This is a genomic window from Chryseobacterium sp. Mn2064 (assembly GCF_049319685.1).
GTDB lineage: Bacteria > Bacteroidota > Bacteroidia > Flavobacteriales > Weeksellaceae > Chryseobacterium.
In genome coordinates this window covers 738530-757154 of record NZ_JBMOUE010000002.1, presented here as the reverse complement: position 1 = coordinate 757154, position 18625 = coordinate 738530, and the positions used below count along the sequence as shown (strand labels likewise).

At 30.1% G+C, this 18625-nt stretch carries 20 protein-coding genes; 6 read left to right on the top strand and 14 right to left on the bottom strand.

The window, feature by feature from the left end:
• Positions 1-61 precede the first annotated feature (61 nt).
• From ACL9RH_RS10570 to ACL9RH_RS10545, 6 genes are all read right to left on the bottom strand, one after another.
• Positions 62-307 carry a phage integrase SAM-like domain-containing protein gene (locus ACL9RH_RS10570; RefSeq protein WP_422693326.1) on the bottom strand — a complete coding sequence of 82 codons (246 nt, stop codon included), beginning with the start codon at positions 305-307 and terminating at the stop codon, positions 62-64.
• Complete coding sequence (locus tag ACL9RH_RS10565; RefSeq protein ID WP_422693325.1) at positions 288-638, bottom strand: hypothetical protein; 351 nt, start codon at positions 636-638, stop codon at positions 288-290. Before ACL9RH_RS10565 ends, ACL9RH_RS10570 begins: the two co-directional genes overlap by 20 nt.
• 1388 nt (positions 639-2026) lie before the next feature.
• Positions 2027-3934: a hypothetical protein gene (locus ACL9RH_RS10560; protein WP_422693324.1), complete on the bottom strand. Its 1908-nt coding sequence runs from the start codon at positions 3932-3934 to the stop codon at positions 2027-2029.
• The gene (locus ACL9RH_RS10555; RefSeq protein ID WP_422693323.1) at positions 3921-4370 is read right to left on the bottom strand and encodes an ABC-three component system middle component 5; all 450 of its coding nucleotides are present in this window, start codon (positions 4368-4370) and stop codon (positions 3921-3923) included. Before ACL9RH_RS10555 ends, ACL9RH_RS10560 begins: the two co-directional genes overlap by 14 nt.
• A gap of 52 nt (positions 4371-4422) precedes the next feature.
• Positions 4423-4998 (bottom strand): ABC-three component system protein, encoded by a 576-nt coding sequence (locus ACL9RH_RS10550; protein WP_422693322.1) that lies wholly within the window; start codon positions 4996-4998, stop codon positions 4423-4425.
• Between the two features lie 2 nt (positions 4999-5000).
• Positions 5001-5177, bottom strand: coding sequence for a hypothetical protein (locus ACL9RH_RS10545; RefSeq protein ID WP_422693321.1), 177 nt, complete (start codon positions 5175-5177; stop codon positions 5001-5003).
• A 340-nt stretch (positions 5178-5517) separates the two neighbouring features.
• Here ACL9RH_RS10545 and ACL9RH_RS10540 point away from each other — a divergent pair, with 340 nt between their 5' ends.
• The 4 genes from ACL9RH_RS10540 to ACL9RH_RS10525 all read left to right on the top strand — a co-directional run bounded on the left by ACL9RH_RS10540 (position 5518) and on the right by ACL9RH_RS10525 (position 8226).
• A complete protein-coding gene (locus tag ACL9RH_RS10540; RefSeq protein WP_422693320.1) occupies positions 5518-5964 on the top strand; it encodes a hypothetical protein in 447 nt (148 codons plus the stop codon).
• Between the two features lie 3 nt (positions 5965-5967).
• The gene (locus tag ACL9RH_RS10535; protein ID WP_072952853.1) at positions 5968-6315 is read left to right on the top strand and encodes a hypothetical protein; all 348 of its coding nucleotides are present in this window, start codon (positions 5968-5970) and stop codon (positions 6313-6315) included.
• Positions 6316-6599: 284 nt separating this feature from the next.
• Positions 6600-7559 (top strand): PIN domain-containing protein, encoded by a 960-nt coding sequence (locus tag ACL9RH_RS10530; RefSeq protein ID WP_072952852.1) that lies wholly within the window; start codon positions 6600-6602, stop codon positions 7557-7559.
• A 43-nt stretch (positions 7560-7602) separates the two neighbouring features.
• The gene (locus tag ACL9RH_RS10525; protein WP_422693319.1) at positions 7603-8226 is read left to right on the top strand and encodes a hypothetical protein; all 624 of its coding nucleotides are present in this window, start codon (positions 7603-7605) and stop codon (positions 8224-8226) included.
• A 165-nt stretch (positions 8227-8391) separates the two neighbouring features.
• On the opposite strand, the gene ACL9RH_RS10520 is transcribed toward ACL9RH_RS10525, so the two are convergent.
• The 8 genes from ACL9RH_RS10520 to ACL9RH_RS10485 all read right to left on the bottom strand — a co-directional run bounded on the left by ACL9RH_RS10520 (position 8392) and on the right by ACL9RH_RS10485 (position 15873).
• Complete coding sequence (locus tag ACL9RH_RS10520; protein ID WP_422693318.1) at positions 8392-9183, bottom strand: restriction endonuclease; 792 nt, start codon at positions 9181-9183, stop codon at positions 8392-8394.
• A gap of 115 nt (positions 9184-9298) precedes the next feature.
• A complete protein-coding gene (locus tag ACL9RH_RS10515; RefSeq protein WP_422693317.1) occupies positions 9299-10195 on the bottom strand; it encodes a hypothetical protein in 897 nt (298 codons plus the stop codon).
• Positions 10196-10212: 17 nt separating this feature from the next.
• The gene (locus tag ACL9RH_RS10510; protein WP_422693316.1) at positions 10213-10575 is read right to left on the bottom strand and encodes a helix-turn-helix domain-containing protein; all 363 of its coding nucleotides are present in this window, start codon (positions 10573-10575) and stop codon (positions 10213-10215) included.
• 200 nt (positions 10576-10775) lie between these two features.
• A complete protein-coding gene (locus ACL9RH_RS10505; RefSeq protein WP_422693315.1) occupies positions 10776-11849 on the bottom strand; it encodes a hypothetical protein in 1074 nt (357 codons plus the stop codon).
• Positions 11846-13072, bottom strand: coding sequence for a tyrosine-type recombinase/integrase (locus ACL9RH_RS10500; protein WP_422693314.1), 1227 nt, complete (start codon positions 13070-13072; stop codon positions 11846-11848). Before ACL9RH_RS10500 ends, ACL9RH_RS10505 begins: the two co-directional genes overlap by 4 nt.
• Complete coding sequence (locus ACL9RH_RS10495; RefSeq protein WP_422693313.1) at positions 13065-13616, bottom strand: helix-turn-helix domain-containing protein; 552 nt, start codon at positions 13614-13616, stop codon at positions 13065-13067. The genes ACL9RH_RS10500 and ACL9RH_RS10495 overlap by 8 nt, the downstream gene beginning before the upstream one ends.
• 266 nt (positions 13617-13882) lie before the next feature.
• On the bottom strand, positions 13883-15268 hold the full coding sequence (gene mnmE, locus ACL9RH_RS10490) for a tRNA uridine-5-carboxymethylaminomethyl(34) synthesis GTPase MnmE (RefSeq protein ID WP_422693312.1): 1386 nt from the start codon (positions 15266-15268) through the stop codon (positions 13883-13885).
• Positions 15269-15402: 134 nt separating this feature from the next.
• Positions 15403-15873 carry an Lrp/AsnC family transcriptional regulator gene (locus ACL9RH_RS10485; protein ID WP_422693311.1) on the bottom strand — a complete coding sequence of 157 codons (471 nt, stop codon included), beginning with the start codon at positions 15871-15873 and terminating at the stop codon, positions 15403-15405.
• A gap of 143 nt (positions 15874-16016) precedes the next feature.
• Between ACL9RH_RS10485 and ACL9RH_RS10480 the strand changes: the two genes are divergently transcribed.
• Both ACL9RH_RS10480 and ACL9RH_RS10475 read left to right on the top strand, forming a co-directional pair.
• Positions 16017-17405 carry an MFS transporter gene (locus tag ACL9RH_RS10480; protein ID WP_422693310.1) on the top strand — a complete coding sequence of 463 codons (1389 nt, stop codon included), beginning with the start codon at positions 16017-16019 and terminating at the stop codon, positions 17403-17405.
• Positions 17406-17795: 390 nt separating this feature from the next.
• Positions 17796-18542 carry a metallophosphoesterase gene (locus ACL9RH_RS10475; protein ID WP_422693309.1) on the top strand — a complete coding sequence of 249 codons (747 nt, stop codon included), beginning with the start codon at positions 17796-17798 and terminating at the stop codon, positions 18540-18542.
• Positions 18543-18625 lie beyond the last annotated feature (83 nt).

Below are 18625 nucleotides of genomic sequence, written 5' to 3'. Positions count from 1 at the left end.
CACTTGGAATTGGCCATTTTTTGTAATTCATCCTTGAAAAGGTAAGGCCTATGGGGATCGTTTATTTTGATATTATAAATGGTATTTCCGAGATCTGTCGAAATGTATTTGTTCCTATAGGCTTTTTAAGAGCGGATTTAAATCTTGAAAAATAAGTGGTTGCTGTATTCTTTTGAATTTTTCTTCTTGAGCGCCGAAGTGCTGGGGAGGATAATAGATAATTTTTATAGGCCTCGCAGAGCGTTTCATTAAGATGTTTGAATAGAAATACGTTACCCACAAATTTTTTAAAATAGGCAACTGCCATACTCCAATGCACTGATCATGGTCTTTTTTTTGGCTTCTTTTTGAAAAAATTCTATGAAATCGGAGTTAAATTTGGTTTTATTTAAAAATCCATATTCAGCGTTATTGAGGTCAATTTGTTGTTGAGCACGTATGTGCTCAGCCAATGAAAAGGTTTGTTTATTATGGTGTTTTTCAGCCTCAGATCTTGGCCGATTGTAAATGAATAGTTTAAGATAGAATTTTCTAAGTGGCTTGCCGGTTGTTTCACTTTGGATAGGAGGGTAAATGTCTAAAAACAAGCTTTTTCTTCCTTTGCCTATTGGTTTATGGCGTAGGGTTACTTTTGCCATGATTTTGATATTATGGATGAGATTATCGTTGGTCTTTGTCAAATTGACTCATAGCAAATTGCTGTTGAAGTCCTCTAAAATATCATGAATTCAATCTTTCCTGTATTATGGTTATTATTGATTCTAATAAATTAGTGCTAGATCTAATACATTAATTCTTGTTTTTCTCACCGATAGGTTGATCGCTTTTAAACGGCCTGTCGTGATTAAGAAATACACCATTTTTGTCTGCATTTTAATATTGCAGAAGCTTCTTTTATCGTAAGGTATATCAGAGGACTTATAGATTGGTACTTTAGTTCTTCAATATTTCGAACCGTATACTTTGAGTAATCTATTTTTTTATTTCTTTGTTCGAGTTTATAGGCTTTTCTATTACAGGTGTGACTACAGTATCTGGTAACTATAGTTTTGCAATGAATTTTGTAGCACAATATTGGCAGACTCTTTCAATTCTGATATTTGGGCTCATAATCAGATTTTTTTAAGTCCAAAAAAACTTATTTAGGCCATAGGCTACAATAATGGCATTAGGGATGTCATTATACTCCTTTATTCAGGATAATACAATTAAATGGATACAAAATTCAGCCCAAAGAATAGGTCAATCTGTGAAAAATAATTCTAAAATTTAGTTTTTTAGCTCATCCAGATGAAATTAAAAATTTTTAAATTGATTACAATTTTTAAAAATGGTCAAGCAATGGAGTTTATAAAAACATAGTTTCTCCAAATTAAGGGTATATAGAATCCGGTAGTCTTCTTCAAGGATCATTTAATAACCATTAGGTTATTTTAGACTAAGGAATTCTATAACCATTCTATTTTCTTTTGCTCAAATTTTTGTGATTTTATACCAAAGGGACAAGAAAAGGGACAAAAATTGTAGCATTAGAAACTTCAAAATTACATAAAATCAATATATTATGTAAATGATATTAAAAATATCAACTTATTGTTTGTCGGTGGTTTACGCAATCTATTTCCCGATACAAAAATAGTTATTGCTGATTTTCAGTAAATTAAATTTAATAGAAACATTATAGAATCAAATAATTTAAAATTCTTAATCTTAAATGATAAATTTAACAATTTTAAAGAGATTAAGAATTGTAGCATATTGATATTTGAAATAATAAACACTAAAATTATTTGATACCATTTTAAACATATAGAATAATAAAGAGATTTATATTTTAAAAACAAAAAAATAAGTTCCTTTATAGTTTATTACATATCTTAATTCTAATATTATTATTTTAAATGTATGCTCCCTCCTTACTTTAATTTAGATTACAGATTGACAGGAGGGGGTATACCAAAAACTGATTAGATATAGGGGGCTTTCAATTGATATACCTTCTCTATCAAGACATATATCTTTGTATCTAAAATTTGAGAGTTTTATTTCCTGTACTATAATAATCACCAACACAATATTCAGTTCCATCTAGTTTATCAGAAACCATTGAAGTGGTAAAAATGATTTGATGTTCTTTGCCTTTCTTTAAATATTCATTTGAAAACTCTGTTATGATTTCTTGAAAGTTTTGGGTTCTTTCTTTTTCCATTCCTTTATCTTCCATATTATCACACAGAATAAATCTTGGGTATCTCATAAAATCAAATTCGAGACTAGTGAAAAATATCGAAAATAAAACTGCATTTTTAAAATACGTTTTTGAACTCGCCGAAAAGTTATTTCCTCCGTCTAAAGAAAATGTATCCCTTAAAAAATCGACTTCAACATATCTTCCTCTTTTAAATTCATCTTGTCGATCTAAATCACGTTTCAATATTTTTAAGGTTATCTCTTGAATTTTTTCAATAACTAATGTGAATTTGTTTTTCTGCTCAGATTCTTTTTCCGAAATGCTTAATTTTAAATTTTTAATACCTTTTTCAAGCTCAGTAACTTCATTTTTTAATTTTTCGATCAGTTCTACAATCTTAATATTTTTAGTAAGATTTTCAATCTTACCCTCCATAAAGCCAATATTTACTAAAAGAGTATCTATTCGTTCATCTCTGGTAGATTGTGGATCTTCAATAGATAAATCTAAAGCTTTTTGAAGAAATCTCATTTTTTCAACTAAACCAGGTAGCTCTGTTTGAAGTTGAAAATATTTCGACTCTTTCATTTCTAAAAGTTTTTTAGACTCTTTAACTTGTAATTGCATTTCTTGTAATAATCTTTTAGCATTTGTTTTTTCTGCTCCTTGTAAAGTTTTTTTACAAAGTTTGCAACAATCCTCCGGCGTATTAAAGTCAAGTTCCTCTAAACATTGAGGACAATGAGTCAAAGGTAATTCTCCTATGGAATGTCTCGTTAAAATTGAATTATCTAACTCTAAAATTCGCTTTTCAAGAGTTGAAATAAACTGTTTAGAATCTGCTATTTCTAAATCATAGCTGTTAATAAGTGATATTTGATTATTAACCTTATTTTTATATTCGGTCAATTGTTTTTTTATTTGCTCTGTTTTGGTTTCTGTTTTTTTTGTTGTCTTTACAATATTTATCTCTCTTAATTCCTGTATTTGTTTGTTAAATGCTATTAATTGTTCCTTTGCCGATTCTAAGTCTTTTTCAATAATATTTTTGTTTATTGAACCTCCAGAGTGTATTATAACGTTTACCAAATTTTTATATTCCCTTTCCTTTATGTCTAACTGTTTTTCATTATTTCTAAGATTTATTCTATCTGAATATAAACTATCATCATAAATACCTAACAATATTTCTGATATAGTTTTTCGTGTTAATGGAGGGTCAAAATTTTCGTATCTGAATATACTTTGTGGAGGTGTTTCTTGATCCACGTATAGAAGTCTCAGAATTTGATGCATAGTAATATTACTATCTAAATCACTTTTAACTTCAGGAAAATTAAGAGCATTGAAAAGTACATTTGAGAAACTTACTGTGTTTTCTGTGCCTCTATATGGATAAATATTCCAATTAAAATTATCGATTTTAGATTCTTCGTAATTACCCCAAAAAATTTGTAATGGAACCAAAAAGGATTTACCAATATCTCTTCTAAGAGTAAATACTGCATCATTTATTGAAACTTCTGCTGTAACATCTTTACAGTTGTTAGCCTCTGTAGTCCAATTGTCAAATGCACCTCCTAAAATATAAAATATGAAATTTGATATTGTCGATTTTCCTGAGCTATTCTTTCCCCTAATTATATTTACACCTAAATGAAATCTTTCATCGTAAACTATTTTATTTTTATAATCCCTTACAATTAATTCATTTAATATTAAAATAGGTCTACTTTCTGTCATATTTATATTCTATTAAGCCTGTTCTCTCTTTAATTCCCCAAAGTGAAAGATCACTAAAGCCGGTGATTAATTTAATAACATTTGATTTTTCTATACTAATTTCGACTAGCTTTAACTCCAATTCTTTTGGCAATTCCTTATCAGTTCTTTTAATAATATTTTTCAAAAACAAACCACTATCTATCAGCCCATAAGCGGATAAGTATTTCAAGGCAGAAGATTGATAAGGTTTCATCCTTTGGATTATCCGCTGTGGATCTATAAGATCTTCATAAGGATTATTAGCTTTATCTTTAAATACTTTCTTCAATTCTAATAAATCGATAGGAAATTTAATCCTTCTAGCTTCATTTGGAAATGTTAAATAAAAATCCCAAATTCTAATTCGATCAAATTCAACTTCGGTTTGCTTAATATTGTTTAATAATTGAAGCATTCTAAATGCACAATTATATATATCGAATGCTGGATGATATACTAACATATTTCTAATTCCATTTAATATGACAGTTCCCAGTTAAAAAGAAAATCATTCCCATTATATCATCTTCAGTGTATCTAAATAGATTTATCCCTAGATCATCTTGGACTGGCTTAATAATCCTTTCTGTAATTAATTGATTTATTTTTTCTTCTGGTGCTCCATCACAAATTAGACCATAAATTTCCATCATAAATCCCCTTCTTACTTTAGCCAATAAATATATATTTATTTCTTGTGCAATAACTGAAAGTTGAGAATTTTGCAAAAGTTTACGATGAAATGCATCTTTTACGGTTAAAGCATAAAAAAGAATTCTTTCTCTTCCACCTTGTCTAAGTTTCTCCTCAAGCCCAATAACTTGTTCGTCAATTACTGAGTTATAATAATCTAGTTCATCACAAAAATCTTTAAAGCCGGGATTTTCTTTTTTTTCCTTCTCATAACGTTGATAAAGATCTTGTATATATGTAGAGCTTGAATTGGAATAATTATAGTTATAAGTTTTATAACTATCTCTACCGACTAAATCTCCACCAATACTTGAATCTTCAACTTTTACTTCATTATTGTTGTCGTTCATAATTAATGTCTATCACGACCAGTAAAATCTCCGCCAACATTTCCTTTCATGTTAACGTTGGTGTTATTATCACCTTTAATTCTTTGTTTTAGTTTTAAAACTTGGGAAGCGGCAAATATGCTTATTATAAATCCTAGTATTCCGCAAATATCTGAAATTGTAGAAATTGTTTCGTTCATGGTTTGTTTCGTTTTTTATCAAAAATTATTTTAAAAATATAAATATTTTAAAACTCCTACAAAATAATAAATAAAAATTAAATAATTATTTTTTATTAACAAATTGCCTGTAGGCACAAAATTTGTAGTTTTGCGCAAAGACATCAACGAAATTTAATAAGTGTAGACTTATTTGCTTTGTATAGGAAAATTTGGCGATTTAAAAATACAACACTAAAGCAAGAGTCGGACACCACACGATTGTGTGGGCGTTCTGCTTTTGTGTTTGTGGGTTACGCCAAATACCTCCTATACGAAGTGTGAATTGCTCACACTTTTTTTATTTCCTAAAACTTAAAGTATGAATATTTTTAAACTAAGAGAAGAGGTAATAAATTTGGCTAACATTGGAGAAATCCTTTATACTTTGCCCAAATCTGACAAAGATTATAAAAACAACATTTTTATTAGCAATAATAAGATTGAAAGCGTACGATATAGCAACTTCATTGCTAAATCTATTCTAAACTTACATCACGGAATATTTTCACAAAATACTTTTGAGCTGCTCAATACTTATGCAATTCAAGATGTGGAATTACAAAATACAACTTGCAGAAGCGCAATAATTGAAAATATGTTTTTTACCATTTATGGAGGTAAACCTGATTTTAATAGAATAATAAATCAGCCTATATATTCTCAAAATCTAAATAAGATGTTTTCTCCATTTTATTTTGTAGAAGCATTTGATTTGATGTTTGATCCAGACGAATACAGAAGAAAAGTTATTAACAAAATATTTTAATTTATGAAAAAAATCATTTTTACATTAGCATTGGTAGTACCAACTCTTTATTTTGCACAAGACTCTCAAAAAGACAAGAAGTGTGATCTACCCTCAACTTATCAAGAACCTGCACCGGATAAGAAAATACAGTCTTTTCTAAAAAAAGTAGATGCTACAACAGAAGATCTTAGAAAACATATTGCAATCGATAATGATTGTGATGAGAAAGACATTGTTTTTCTTCGTATTTCAGAGCAAAAAGGAAATGGAATTTATGATGTGTGTGTCAAAGGCAAGTCAATGAAATATAAAAGGATGGGATCAGTCTTTATGAAGAATAGTGAAAATCCCTTTGATACAGGAAAATGAAATCAATCAGTTGGGTGCATTACATCGTTAGAATTCAAGAAATATAGTATTTGGGATAATATTTTAATTTTATTAGTGTCAATTACATTTCTTATTTTATACACTGTTTGTGCATTTTATATTATGTATGGTTTAAAATTATTGAGCAAAAGTTTAAAAAGAATTTTTAACTAAGCTAAAAACCTGTCTAATGACAGGTTTACTATTTTATAAAGTAAAAAAACCGTAAAAATACGGATAGATTTCTTCATAGAAAATCCGATATTGTAACAAATAGTAACTTCATGAAAAATATTTATATAGATACAAATGTATATCTAACATTTTATCATTTTTCAAATGAGGATTTGAAGGAATTAAAGAAACTTATAGCATTAATAAACACAGATAACATCTGTCTGTATGTACCAGAACAGACAAAGAATGAATTTGATAGAAATAGAGAAGTTAAGATTGCAGATTCGCTTGACAAGCTTGTTTCCACTAAGTTTAATAATCAATTCCCAATGATTTGTCATAACTATGATGAATATACAGAAATGAAAAAAGCAATAAAAAAATATGAGTCAAATAAAAACTCCTTGCTGAAAAAACTTAAACATGATGCAGAAACTAAAACTCTTCAAGCAGATGAAATACTAAATAAACTTTTTGAGAAAGCTAAAACAATTGAAACAACAGATGAAATAATTAGCAAAGGAATTTTGAGATATAATATTGGCAATCCTCCAGGAAAAGATAAATCATATGGTGATGCTATTAACTGGGAAAGTCTTTTAGATGATGTACCCGATGAACAAGATTTATATTTCATATCTGACGATAAAGATTTCTATTCAAAATTAAATGATAAAAAGTTTAATGATTATTTACTTAGTGAATGGCAAGAAAATAAAAACTCCAAATTATTCTATTATCGAAAAATAACTGACTTTTTTAAAGAGCATTTCCCACATATTGAAATCACCAGTGAGACGGAAACAGAAAAAGAGATAATTATTAAGAATTTATATGAAGCATATTCATTTGATAATGCTAAGTATGTAATTAGAAAACTTAGAAATTATGATAATTTCTCAATTAAACAATTAAATGATATTACAACTGCATTTACTAGCAATAATCAAATATATTGGATAAAAGATGATTCTATTGTTTATTCTGCACGAAAACAAATTATTGAAGAAAATAGAGATAAAATAGATGAAAATCTTTATAAGCGATATAATACTGCTTATTATTAACGTTAATGATAAATCTTAATTTTAAAAACTAATAATTTTAATTATGAAAAAATTATTTGATGGAAATCATCTTTCCAGTTATTTATTAGGTGTAAAGGAAAAAATTACATCACAACTTAATTCCTATCCGGAGGGAGAAATATTAAATCTTGAAAAAGAAAAAATTATTGAAAGTAATTTAAAAGTATTTAGAATTAAAAACATCGGAATTAATTTTGAAAGTAGGACTTCAAAAATAGGAATGATGCCTTTAACGAAAGACCAGTTTCCTTTGCATGCAAGATTTTCTTTAGAAGCTGGCAAGAAATATGATTGTGCTAAAATTACCTATACTTATGATATTACAGGGGATGGTATTTTTTTCTATTTACGTCCAAGTAAATTTTATTACCAGATAAATTTTGATACGGGTATAGTGCAAAATAAGTTGAAAATTAATATTCAAACCACTTATGGATCTGAAAATCTTAGTGACCAAATAAAAAATGAAGTCAAAGGTTTTATGCGACGGTTTGAAGATGAGGTTGTAAAAAATATAGAAACAATTAATCAAGAAATCAACGAATTTAATGAAGAGCTTCCAAAATTCATAAATGATTTAATTGACCAGCGAAAATCAAAAATTATTTCAAAAAAGGATGCTGAAAATGATTTGAATAATTTTTAGTTTAGAATTTCATAAAATAAAACTTAATCTGACAGTTTAATATAGCTTAATTATAACTTATCAGATTAAGTTTTTTAATTTTAATTATTTCTCTAGCTTAAAATAGTAGCTTTTAAAAGTATAAAAATTGCGATACAGAGCCATTAAAAACTTAAAAAATGTGCATTAAAATTGCAGACTTACATTGTTATGTCTCGTTAGCTCTATTTCTTTATTAATTTCTTTAGAAGTAATAAAATTATCTTTTAGCCAGTTTTGAATATCCTTACTATCTTTTAATTCTAAATTATGATTTTTTTCTTCTAACCATTTACTATCGTGAGTGAAAAAAGTATTTGTAATTAACATTCCTGCATTAAAATAATCCACCAAATTCATCGCACCTACAAAATCTCGTACTTCGCCAGCTGTCACTTTTTTGGTAATATTAACTTTATATTTGATTTGGATTGCAATAATAATATTTACAATATCTTTTTTGTATGCTATAACATCTATTCCTCCATCAGCTTTATTGGTACTCCCTGATTTTTCTATACCAAAACCTTTATTTTTTAATAACGTAATAATTAAGTTTTCAAATATATCGGGAGTTATTTTGTCTAAATTTTTGAAATCCTTTCTTATCCATTCTATAATTTCAAAAGTGGGATCGCTTAAGATTATATTAATATTATCATTGTCGTCGGTTTCACTAAATAAAAATCTTAAAGCATCTTCTTCAATTAGAGCATTAGGATTAGCATCAACTTTAAAATTATTTTCTTCCAAAAGCAAAACAAGTCGTGACATGGACATATTCAATTCCTTAACAACTTTGTTTAGTCTCATTTTTTTTGGTATAGCTCTATTTTTAAGTTGAATGGGTTGGCGTATTTTTTTTTGTTTTTCTAGATCTTCTAAATGTTTTAAATGTTTTCGTTTAGCTTTATCTTTTTTAGCAAACTTTTTTCTCATTAGTTTATTTTAAATAAAGATAATAAATACTAATCTTAATAAAAAGACAGAAAGTAGAAAACCCTTCTCTACTTTCTGTAGTTATCAACTCCGGCTTCTATACAATGTCCGTAAACTAACAATCTAATAATTCCGTAAACTTATTATCCATAAGCGATAAGAGTATTTTTTTATTTTCTAATAATTTATTTTTTTCAAAGTATGGGTAAGCCTTTTTCGATTCTAATTTGAAATTATCCTTACTTAGTTCAGACCAATACTTATTTGAGCAATATTTATATAGCTTATTTTTCTTATAATGTGAAAAATCTCTAACCTCGATATTATCAACGCACATTAGTTTAAATTTAACAATGCTATACAATTTGTTATACAGAAAAATTAAATTATCTCGGTCATCTAAATCGCTTAGACAATAAATTCTATTTTTATTGAAATCTCTTTTATCTAAAAATTTGATCTCAACTCTTAAAATCGCTTCTCCATTGCATTGTTGCCTACCCTTATGATAGATTTTAAGTCTATAATTGCCTTTTTGAAATTCTTTATAAACCTGCTCTTCTGTGGGGGGAGGGAATTTTGAAACTTCACAAAAGTCATAGAGAATACATTGTTCCAATATAAATTCATCCAAATCAAATGGCACTCTTAGATTTAATCCAAATTCTAAACCTTGTGAAAGCTCTAGTTTATAAACCGGGAACTTAATCCTATCCTCTAGAAAATCAATTGCATTAACAAGGGAAGAATGCTTAAAATCATTATGATTTCCATCAATTCCATACATTATTTTATTATAAAAATGATGTAAAGAGTTATGAATATATGCTCCTTGATTAGTGATTTTAAGTTCCATATTTTCAAATTCTTTTTTGTAGGTCTCATAGGAAACAAGTGCATTCTCAGCTTTATCAAATCTAGTATAACTTATTTTTTCAAGGTTGTAATTATCTTTCATAATTCCAAAAATTTCATTTTTATTAGGAAAATATGCTTTAATGTAATCTATCATGTCTGTAAGAATTAAGATTAAACATATTTTCTACTATCAAATCCATGATTTACTTCAGCACCAATCATTGTAATTGATTTGTACTGTGTTCCTGACGCAATCTCTTTGATTAGTTCACGCTTCAAAACAAGAAACTTATTAGTAATCTTGCATTTGTAAGCAGGAATTAAACCTGAATTAATCTTTTGAACTATTACTCGCTCGTTCATATCGAGAAGTTCTGCAACATCTTTTACTGTTAAAACAGTTTTTGAAAGAGCTATTTCACTCAATTTTTCTAATTCTGTTGCATAAGCAGTTAAGTATTTAGTTACTTCTGTCTGCACCAATTTTTCGATTATAGAACCGAAATTTTCGTTATGGCTGGATTTCGCCGTCATGACATTATTGTTCATGTCACGAGTGCATCAAGAATTTAGCAATTGTGCCAAAAACGGAAAAACTCCCACTTTACAATGGGAGTTTTAAGTAATTAACAATCAGTATTTTATAATTTAAACTGAAATATCAATTCATTTATAATACCTGATTTTATTAATAAAATGTAATTTTTTTATAAAAAATACAAAGTAAGAGTTTGTTATTTTATGCTTACTACTTCATCAAGAATCCTAAAGCAATTTTCTAAGTTCAAAACATCTGATTGATTTGTTGAGTATTTTAAATCTTTTAGTTTATCAGAATTTACTTCAGCATTATTTTGATAAATGAAAAAATCGGATAAGATCTTCCAATGTGTATTATTTGTTGAAGTAATAATATTTTTATCATTCAAAACTTTATACAAACTTTTTAGTAGTGAAGGTGTTTTAAGCCAAATAATTTTATCTCTTTCTCTTCTTCGATTATTGAACAAATCATCTACTTGCTCATAAGTTGTCAAATTTGAAATGAACCCATTTTCTAACAAACCATTTTTAATAGAATTTATTACAATTTTCCTTGCTTCATCAGTTAATCCCTTTTTAAAATTAGGTCTATTTTCTATCTGAAAAGATTGAACTTCTTTCTTAGAGGGGTAAACAAGTTTTTTTAAAGCATTAAAATTATCTTTAGATAAATAATCGACAAAATTAGAATAGAAATCACGAAAAATATCTAAATAGATCTCTTTAACAGCAATTCCATATTTAGAAAATACATTTTTTTCCTTGCGAATTGCGTCATCTAAATTATTATAATCACTCAACAAAAGTTTAGTAAGTTTGTTAATATAGTTAAACTTATTCTTTGACAGGATATACTCATGCCGAAGCAAAGTTTGTGATTTTGTCTTTTCTTTTAACAAAGCATTATACAAAGGTTCAAAAAATGAAACCATTTTAAGTTCTCCGTCTTCACCTTCAATTCTCATCTTACCTTCAACTTTATACTCAAATCCATATTCTTTAACATTGATAAAGTAATGATATGCTATAAGGTAAAAGTAATCACCTCTAATGAAGATATTTTTAAACATATCAAAGTTTTCTATTTTCGTCTCATCAATATTTAAACCTTTTGGACGTAAACTTTCTTTATTCCAAAAGAAATAACGAAACTTTGAAAATGGGTATACATCGAATGCTTCGTCGTCTTTATTCCCTTCTTCAAAATATTGAAATAGCGGAGAGAAATCAAAATCATCATCTATAACAGGTAAAAATTCTATCATATTCCCAATATTATATTATTAATTGTACTTACTTTTCTTTTATCCACTATTTTAGCATAAATCTCGGTTGTAGTTACATTTTTATGACCAAGCATTTTTGAAATAAGATATATATCTGCTCCGGCTTCTAATTGTGTAACAGCATAGGATGTTCGAAAATTATGAAAAGTGACTTTCTTATCAATTTCTGCCTTCAACAGCCATTTCCTCAAATTATCATTGAGTGAATGATATGCAATTCTATCAAAAATAAAATCTGATTTTTTTGTTCGATCTCCCATTAAATTTACAGCTTCTTCTGAAATAGGATGGTATTGAAATGCTGAGGTTTTTTGCATTCTGAAATATATGTAACTTACCTTATCTCTTACAACGACATCTTCCCATGTTAAATTATTAATATCACTATAACGAAGACCTGTTAAGAATGCAAATATGCAGTATCTTCTTAATGTTTCATCAGAAAATTCTGTTGTGAATAGAGTTCTACACTCATCAATTGTAAGAAAATTCTTCATGACTTCCTCTTCTTCAATCCAGCCGATACGTCCCTTAAAACTTTGTGATAGATAATTATCTTCATAAGCCATTTCTAACACTTGTATAAATCGAATAAAATAACTTGCTGCTGAGTTTCTTCTTAGTTTATGTTTGGTGCTTTTTAGTTGATATGAGTCAAGTAATCTATTTTTGAAATCTTCGATTAAAGTTTTATTAATATCACTGAAAAGGACATTATTATAATATTTGACAAAATACCCGTAACAAGCTTTCCATGCGCCAACTGAATTAGTTGCGTTTTCTGCTTTCTCTTTAAAGTATTCTGTAAATATTTTCTTTTTATTTTCAGCTAATTCTAATGTTTTCAGTTCCGTTTCTGTATAAATATCAGGCTTCGTAATTTCCCTGAATCTTTTGGCTCTAAGTAATTCAATAGCTTCAAGTATTTCTTTATTGTGGTGCTTTTGCGCCGGAGTAAGAGTTAATTTTTTAGGGCTACCCGTTTTATCTGTAATAATTTCAACTTTAGATTGTTTTTTGCCTTTTGAATCGTTGTAATATACAGTCTCGCTTTGGAAGTCATTATACAAAAAGTAACTGGTCTTCTCGTAACGTGTGTATTTCCCTGTCTTTCTATTGAAAACGGGCGGATAGAAGTTTAAAGATAAATTACTTTTGTTGTCTTTTACAAGTTTTTTAAGTACCGTAACTTTTTTACTCATTATTGAAGATTGTATTTACTAAGTTTTTGGGAACATACACATTTTTACCTTTTGGAATTTTCGGAATATTATGTTTTTTGCATAAGTGATAAAATGAACCTGAACTCACTTTAAATGCGTTTAAGACTTCGTTAATCGTGTAATAATTATCATCACAGAAATATGGTAAATCATATTGTTTTTCTTCGTTATTTTCGGCTTTTTGTCTAAAGAGTACATCTAAGTCGATTTTCCTAATTCTAACCGATTTAAAGCCTTCTAATTGGCTTAATCTGCCATCTTTTAACATTCGATAAATAGATGTTCTACTAATATTTAGTAAAAGCATAACTTCTTTGATTGATAAGTAGTCTTTCTTTTGGATTTCTTCAATATCATAACCTTTAATTTGTACTTCCAAATCCTTATCACTCGCTTGAATCTTTTCATCACGTTTTCTCTTTTTGTAGAATTTCTTAGCACAGTCATCGGAACAGCATTTTGTTGTGGTCTTTTTAGCTACAAATCTATTTCCGCAGAATTGACAAATTTTATTGACTTCCATAACGTCTAAATTCTCCCTAAAAATGTTTCACATTGTTTCTTCATGTTTCCCACTGTTTCAAAATGTAACATTTTTTAACGATGAAATAACAAATTGTATTCCAAACTAAATTCATAGAAACGAAATAGAAACAAATACAATGTATATATTCCGCAACGTTAAATTTTGAAACAAAACAAGAGACAATAAAAAACCCCTTAAACATTATATTTAAGGGGTTTTTCGTATTGTTGCAATTGTAACCTATATGCAATCTAAAACATAGTCTACTTTCCGATACAAAACTTAGAGAAAATATTCCCAAGAACTTCATCATTAGTCACTTCACCTGAGATCTCACCAAGATGTTCCAGAGCATTTCTCAGTTCATAGGCCAGCAGTTCTGTCGAAATTTGAAAAGTAATGGCTTCTTTTACTTTATGTACGGCTTCTAAAGATTTTTGTAATGCTTCAAAGTGACGTTGGTTGGTAATTACCACATTATTTTCTTCAGTCTTTAAATGCTCAACATAGGATGAGAGCTCATTCTTTAAATCCTGAATGTTTTGATTTTCAACTGCTGAAATTGTAATGAAATCAAAATCATGAGAAATGGAATTTCTGAAAATAGTTTCTACTGTTTCATATTTCGTAGGAACAACTTCATCAATCTTGGTAGCACAGATAATAAGTTTTAAATCTTCTCTCAATAAAGATTGGATCATCTCAATATCTTCAGAAAAATCTTCCGTAGCGGCGTCTGCCAGGTATACAAGGATATTGGCGTTTTCTACTTTTTCCTTCGCTTTTTTTACTCCGATAGCTTCAATTTCATCTACGGTCTCACGAAGTCCTGCTGTATCTATAAGTCTGAATGCATGACCTTTGATATGAAGAACTTCTTCAATAGTATCTCTTGTGGTGCCGGCGATATTGCTGACGATCGCTCTTTCTTCTTTTAGTAAGGCATTGAGTAGGGTAGATTTCCCGGCATTGGGTTTCCCGATAATAGCAACAGCAGTTCCGTTCTTAATAGCATTTCCATATTGGAAACTTTCTATAAGAGAATTTAGCTTGATTTCAATTTTGTCAAGCAATCCTTTCAGGGCGGTTCTGTCGGCAAATTCTACATCTTCTTCTGCAAAATCCAGCTCCAGCTCAATCAAAGAGACAAAATTAAGAAGATCTGTTCTCAGTAAAGAAATCTCATTGGTGATTCCTCCCTTCAATTGGTTGATGGCTACTTTTCTTGAAGCTTCATTTTCAGAGGCAATCACGTCTGCAATTGCTTCTGCTTGGGAAAGGTCAATTCTTCCGTTAATGAAAGCCCGAAGAGTAAATTCTCCGGCCTTAGCCATTCTTGCTCCGTTTTTGATCAGCGTTTCCAGAATACGTTTTCCAATATGCGGGGAACCGTGAAAGGCTATTTCTACAGAGTTTTCTGTAGTGAAACTTTTCGGAGCCAGAAAAATAGACAGCATTACTTCGTCAATAGCTTCTTCGCCATCCATGAAATATCCATAATGAATGGTATGTGACTTCTGCTTTTCCAGTTTTTTAGCCGGAAAACTTTTCTGAACTATGGGTAATGCTTCATCTCCTGAAACTCTGATAATGCCCAGAGCACCTATTCCATTGGCGGTAGCCAGTGCGCAAATAGTATCGTTATTCATGGTGCAAATTTACGCTTTTAATGGGAATTTATAATCAGGGCTTTTATTCAGATTATCTATTGCTTTGTTAGAATGAAAAATAAGGTGGTTTTTTGAATTTAATGATTAGAATTATAAAGAAATGAGAACATTTTTTAAACGATTTGTACACTTTCTTTGATGCTGTTCATGACGAAGATGCTTTTAGTTTGCCCGATTCCTTCAATTTCGGAAAGTTTGTTGACAAAAAACTCATGGAAGTCATCCATGTTAGGAGCTAAGATCTTTAGCATAAAATCAAAATCTCCGCTGATGTTGTAAAACTCAACAACTTCTTTCAGTTTACTGACTTCTTCAATGAATTTTCCTGCCGTTTTTTTATTGTGAACATTCAGGGCGATCATACAGATAACCATCATTCCTTTATTTACCTTCTTGCGGTCTACCACAGCAGTGTATTCCTTAATGATTCCCTGTTTTTCCATACGTTTAATACGCTCATGAGTAGGGGTGGGACTTAGATTGATTCTTGCCGAAATATCGCGAACACTCATTTTAGCATCTTTCTGAAGAAGCCGGAGGATAGACAGGTCTTTTTCATCGGGAGTGTAATTTTCTGTTGCCATTTTGTTCTGTTTTATGAGTAATTATGGGTTAGAACCGTTATTTTGTTCTTTTAATATATTTATATTAATTACTTTGTTCCAAATTTAAGACTTAATTTTTATATACGTTCTGTTAATTTTAATTTTGCAGGAAATTTGAACATATGGATACAAGGAAGAATATCATTTTAATATTAGCATCAGTAGGGACTTTTGTGGAAGCATTGGATATTGCCATTATTAATTTAACGATTCCTGCCATTCAAAAACAGTTTCAGATTGGAGCCGAAACGGTTCAATGGTTGCAGACTTTGTATGTATTGTTCTTCGGTGGCTTTCTGATTATTGGAGGGAAACTTTCAGATCAGATCGGAAGAAAAAAAATGTTCCTTTGGGGTGCGCTGATTTTTATGTTGACATCACTAGGTGCTGGGCTGTCGGGAAGTTTTGAAGTGTTGGCAGTATTCCGTGCTTTACAGGGATTGGGTGCAGCTTTGGTGATGCCTTCTGCATTATCTATCGTTACCAATACGTTCAGGGGTGAACAGGAGAGGAACCGTGCTATTGGAGTTTTCAGTTCTTTTGCGGCCATTGGCTCAGGAAGCGGACTTTCTGTAGGAGGAATCATCAGTACTTATATGAGCTGGCATTGGGTTTTTCTGATTAACGTGCCTATCCTTTTTGTTACTTTAATTTTATCTTACTATTACCTTCCAGCCGATGAAAAAAATGAGACGGCTCAAAAGACAGACCTGGTTTCCGGTATTATGATGGTATTGGGACTTCTGAGTCTTACTTATGGAACGCACGAGTTGCTTCATATTAAAGAACAGCCTTTGCTTGTAGTAGGTTCTTTAGTTTTGGCGGTGTTGCTTTTATTTATGGCTTTCTATCGATTGAAATCTGTTGCCGAGCCCTTGTTTGATTTAAAATTATTTAAACATAAATCATTAGTGGTTTCCAATGCTGCTTTCTTTACTTTAGGAGCATTTTTTATAGGATTCTTATTCTTGATTTCCCTGATGCTTCAGAAAGATATGGGATATAGCGCAGCTTCTGCGGGATTAATGCTTGTTCCGTTCAGTGTATTGTCTGCACTGACTGCCAAGTTTGTTCTACCTTACATTTCAAAAAGATTAAGTTCTTCTCAGATGGGAATTTTTGGCTGGTTGTTTATGTTGGCAGGAGGGCTGTTGTTATTAACGTCAGTATTTACAGGACACCCTCTGGTAGTGGTTTTGTTGGGGGCGGCTTGTATTTCCGGAGTAGGGATGACCTTCTGTTTTACCGCACTTTCAGTAATGGGAATTCAGGATGTTGACGCTTCAAATTACGGATTGGCATCAAGTTTGAGTTCTACAAGTTACTTCTTGGGAGCTGGTATTGGATTGTCTTTCATGACTTTGATGAGTCAGATCTTTCCTTCAGAATTTGCAGTAGGAAGCCTGAATCTGATTATTTTGATCGGTTATGCTCTTCTGGCACTCGGGATGTTATTTTATTTTATACTAAGAAGCTTAAAGGTGAAGCAGGCAGATATAGCCGTTTCATAGTAAGCGGCCTTAAAATTACACAAACTATATGAGGAAGAATCGGTGCTTAAAGTGTCGGTTCTTTTTTTATTGATGAGCTGAATAATCCTTACCAAAGATTTACTAATTATATGTTTTTTTATTTAACCATAAAAGACACAAAAGTTTTTTAACATTTTAGTTATTTTAAGTTTATAGCTTTGCGGAGATAAAGTACACATAAGCTTTTGAAAATCTTTGATTTTCATCTAAAGTGAACTAACTTATAAAGGAAGATATTAAACTTTCTGAAGTGTACTGAAGTGTTTTTAAATTGCTTCTTACAGAATGACAAAGTATGAGGATAGATGAAAACGCTTTGTTTGTTATTCCGTAGAAATCTGGCTTGAGTTATTTTTCTATTTTTGTACAATGAGAATACAAGTTATCAGCGATCTTCATCAGGAATTCGGAAGCACGGAATTGAATTTTGATCATTCCGATGTGGTAGTGTTGGCTGGTGACGTTAATCTCGGAACAAAAGGTATTGAATGGATAAAGCATAAGATTTCTGATAAACCAGTCATTTATGTCCTGGGTAATCATGAATATTACAAAGGATCTTATCCGAAAACGTTGAATAAAATTAAAGAAGCAGCTTTGGACTCAAATGTTTTTGTGCTGGAAAATTCTTTCGTAGATATCGGCGATATTCGTTTTCATGGCGCTACTTTATGGACGGATTTTTCAATCTTTGGTAACCCTGCTCATTACGGAATGATCTGCCAACCCCAGATGAATGATTATAAAATGATCAGAAGAGATCCTTCTTATTCGAAATTGCGAACAATGGATACTTTTAAAATTCATCAGTTTTCAAGACAGTGGCTGAAAGAAAGCTTAGAAAGTTCAAAAGACCTTAAAAATATTGTTGTTACCCATCATGCGCCAAGTCTTCTTTCTGTTCCTGAAGAGTATAAAGAGGATCCGATAACGTCGGCTTATGCTTCAGATCTTGAAGAGATGATCACAGAATATCAGCCATTATACTGGATTCATGGGCACATTCACACTCCGTGCAGATACAGAATTGAAAATACAGAAGTTATTTGTAACCCTCATGGCTATATCAGTGAAAAGTACAACGGCTATGATAAAGAATTAATGATTACAGTCTAAGAGAGAAGAGCTGTCATTTCATCCATGGGCTCTTGTGCTTTTCAGCAATTTCACCTTTTTTACTACCTTCGTACTTCATAATC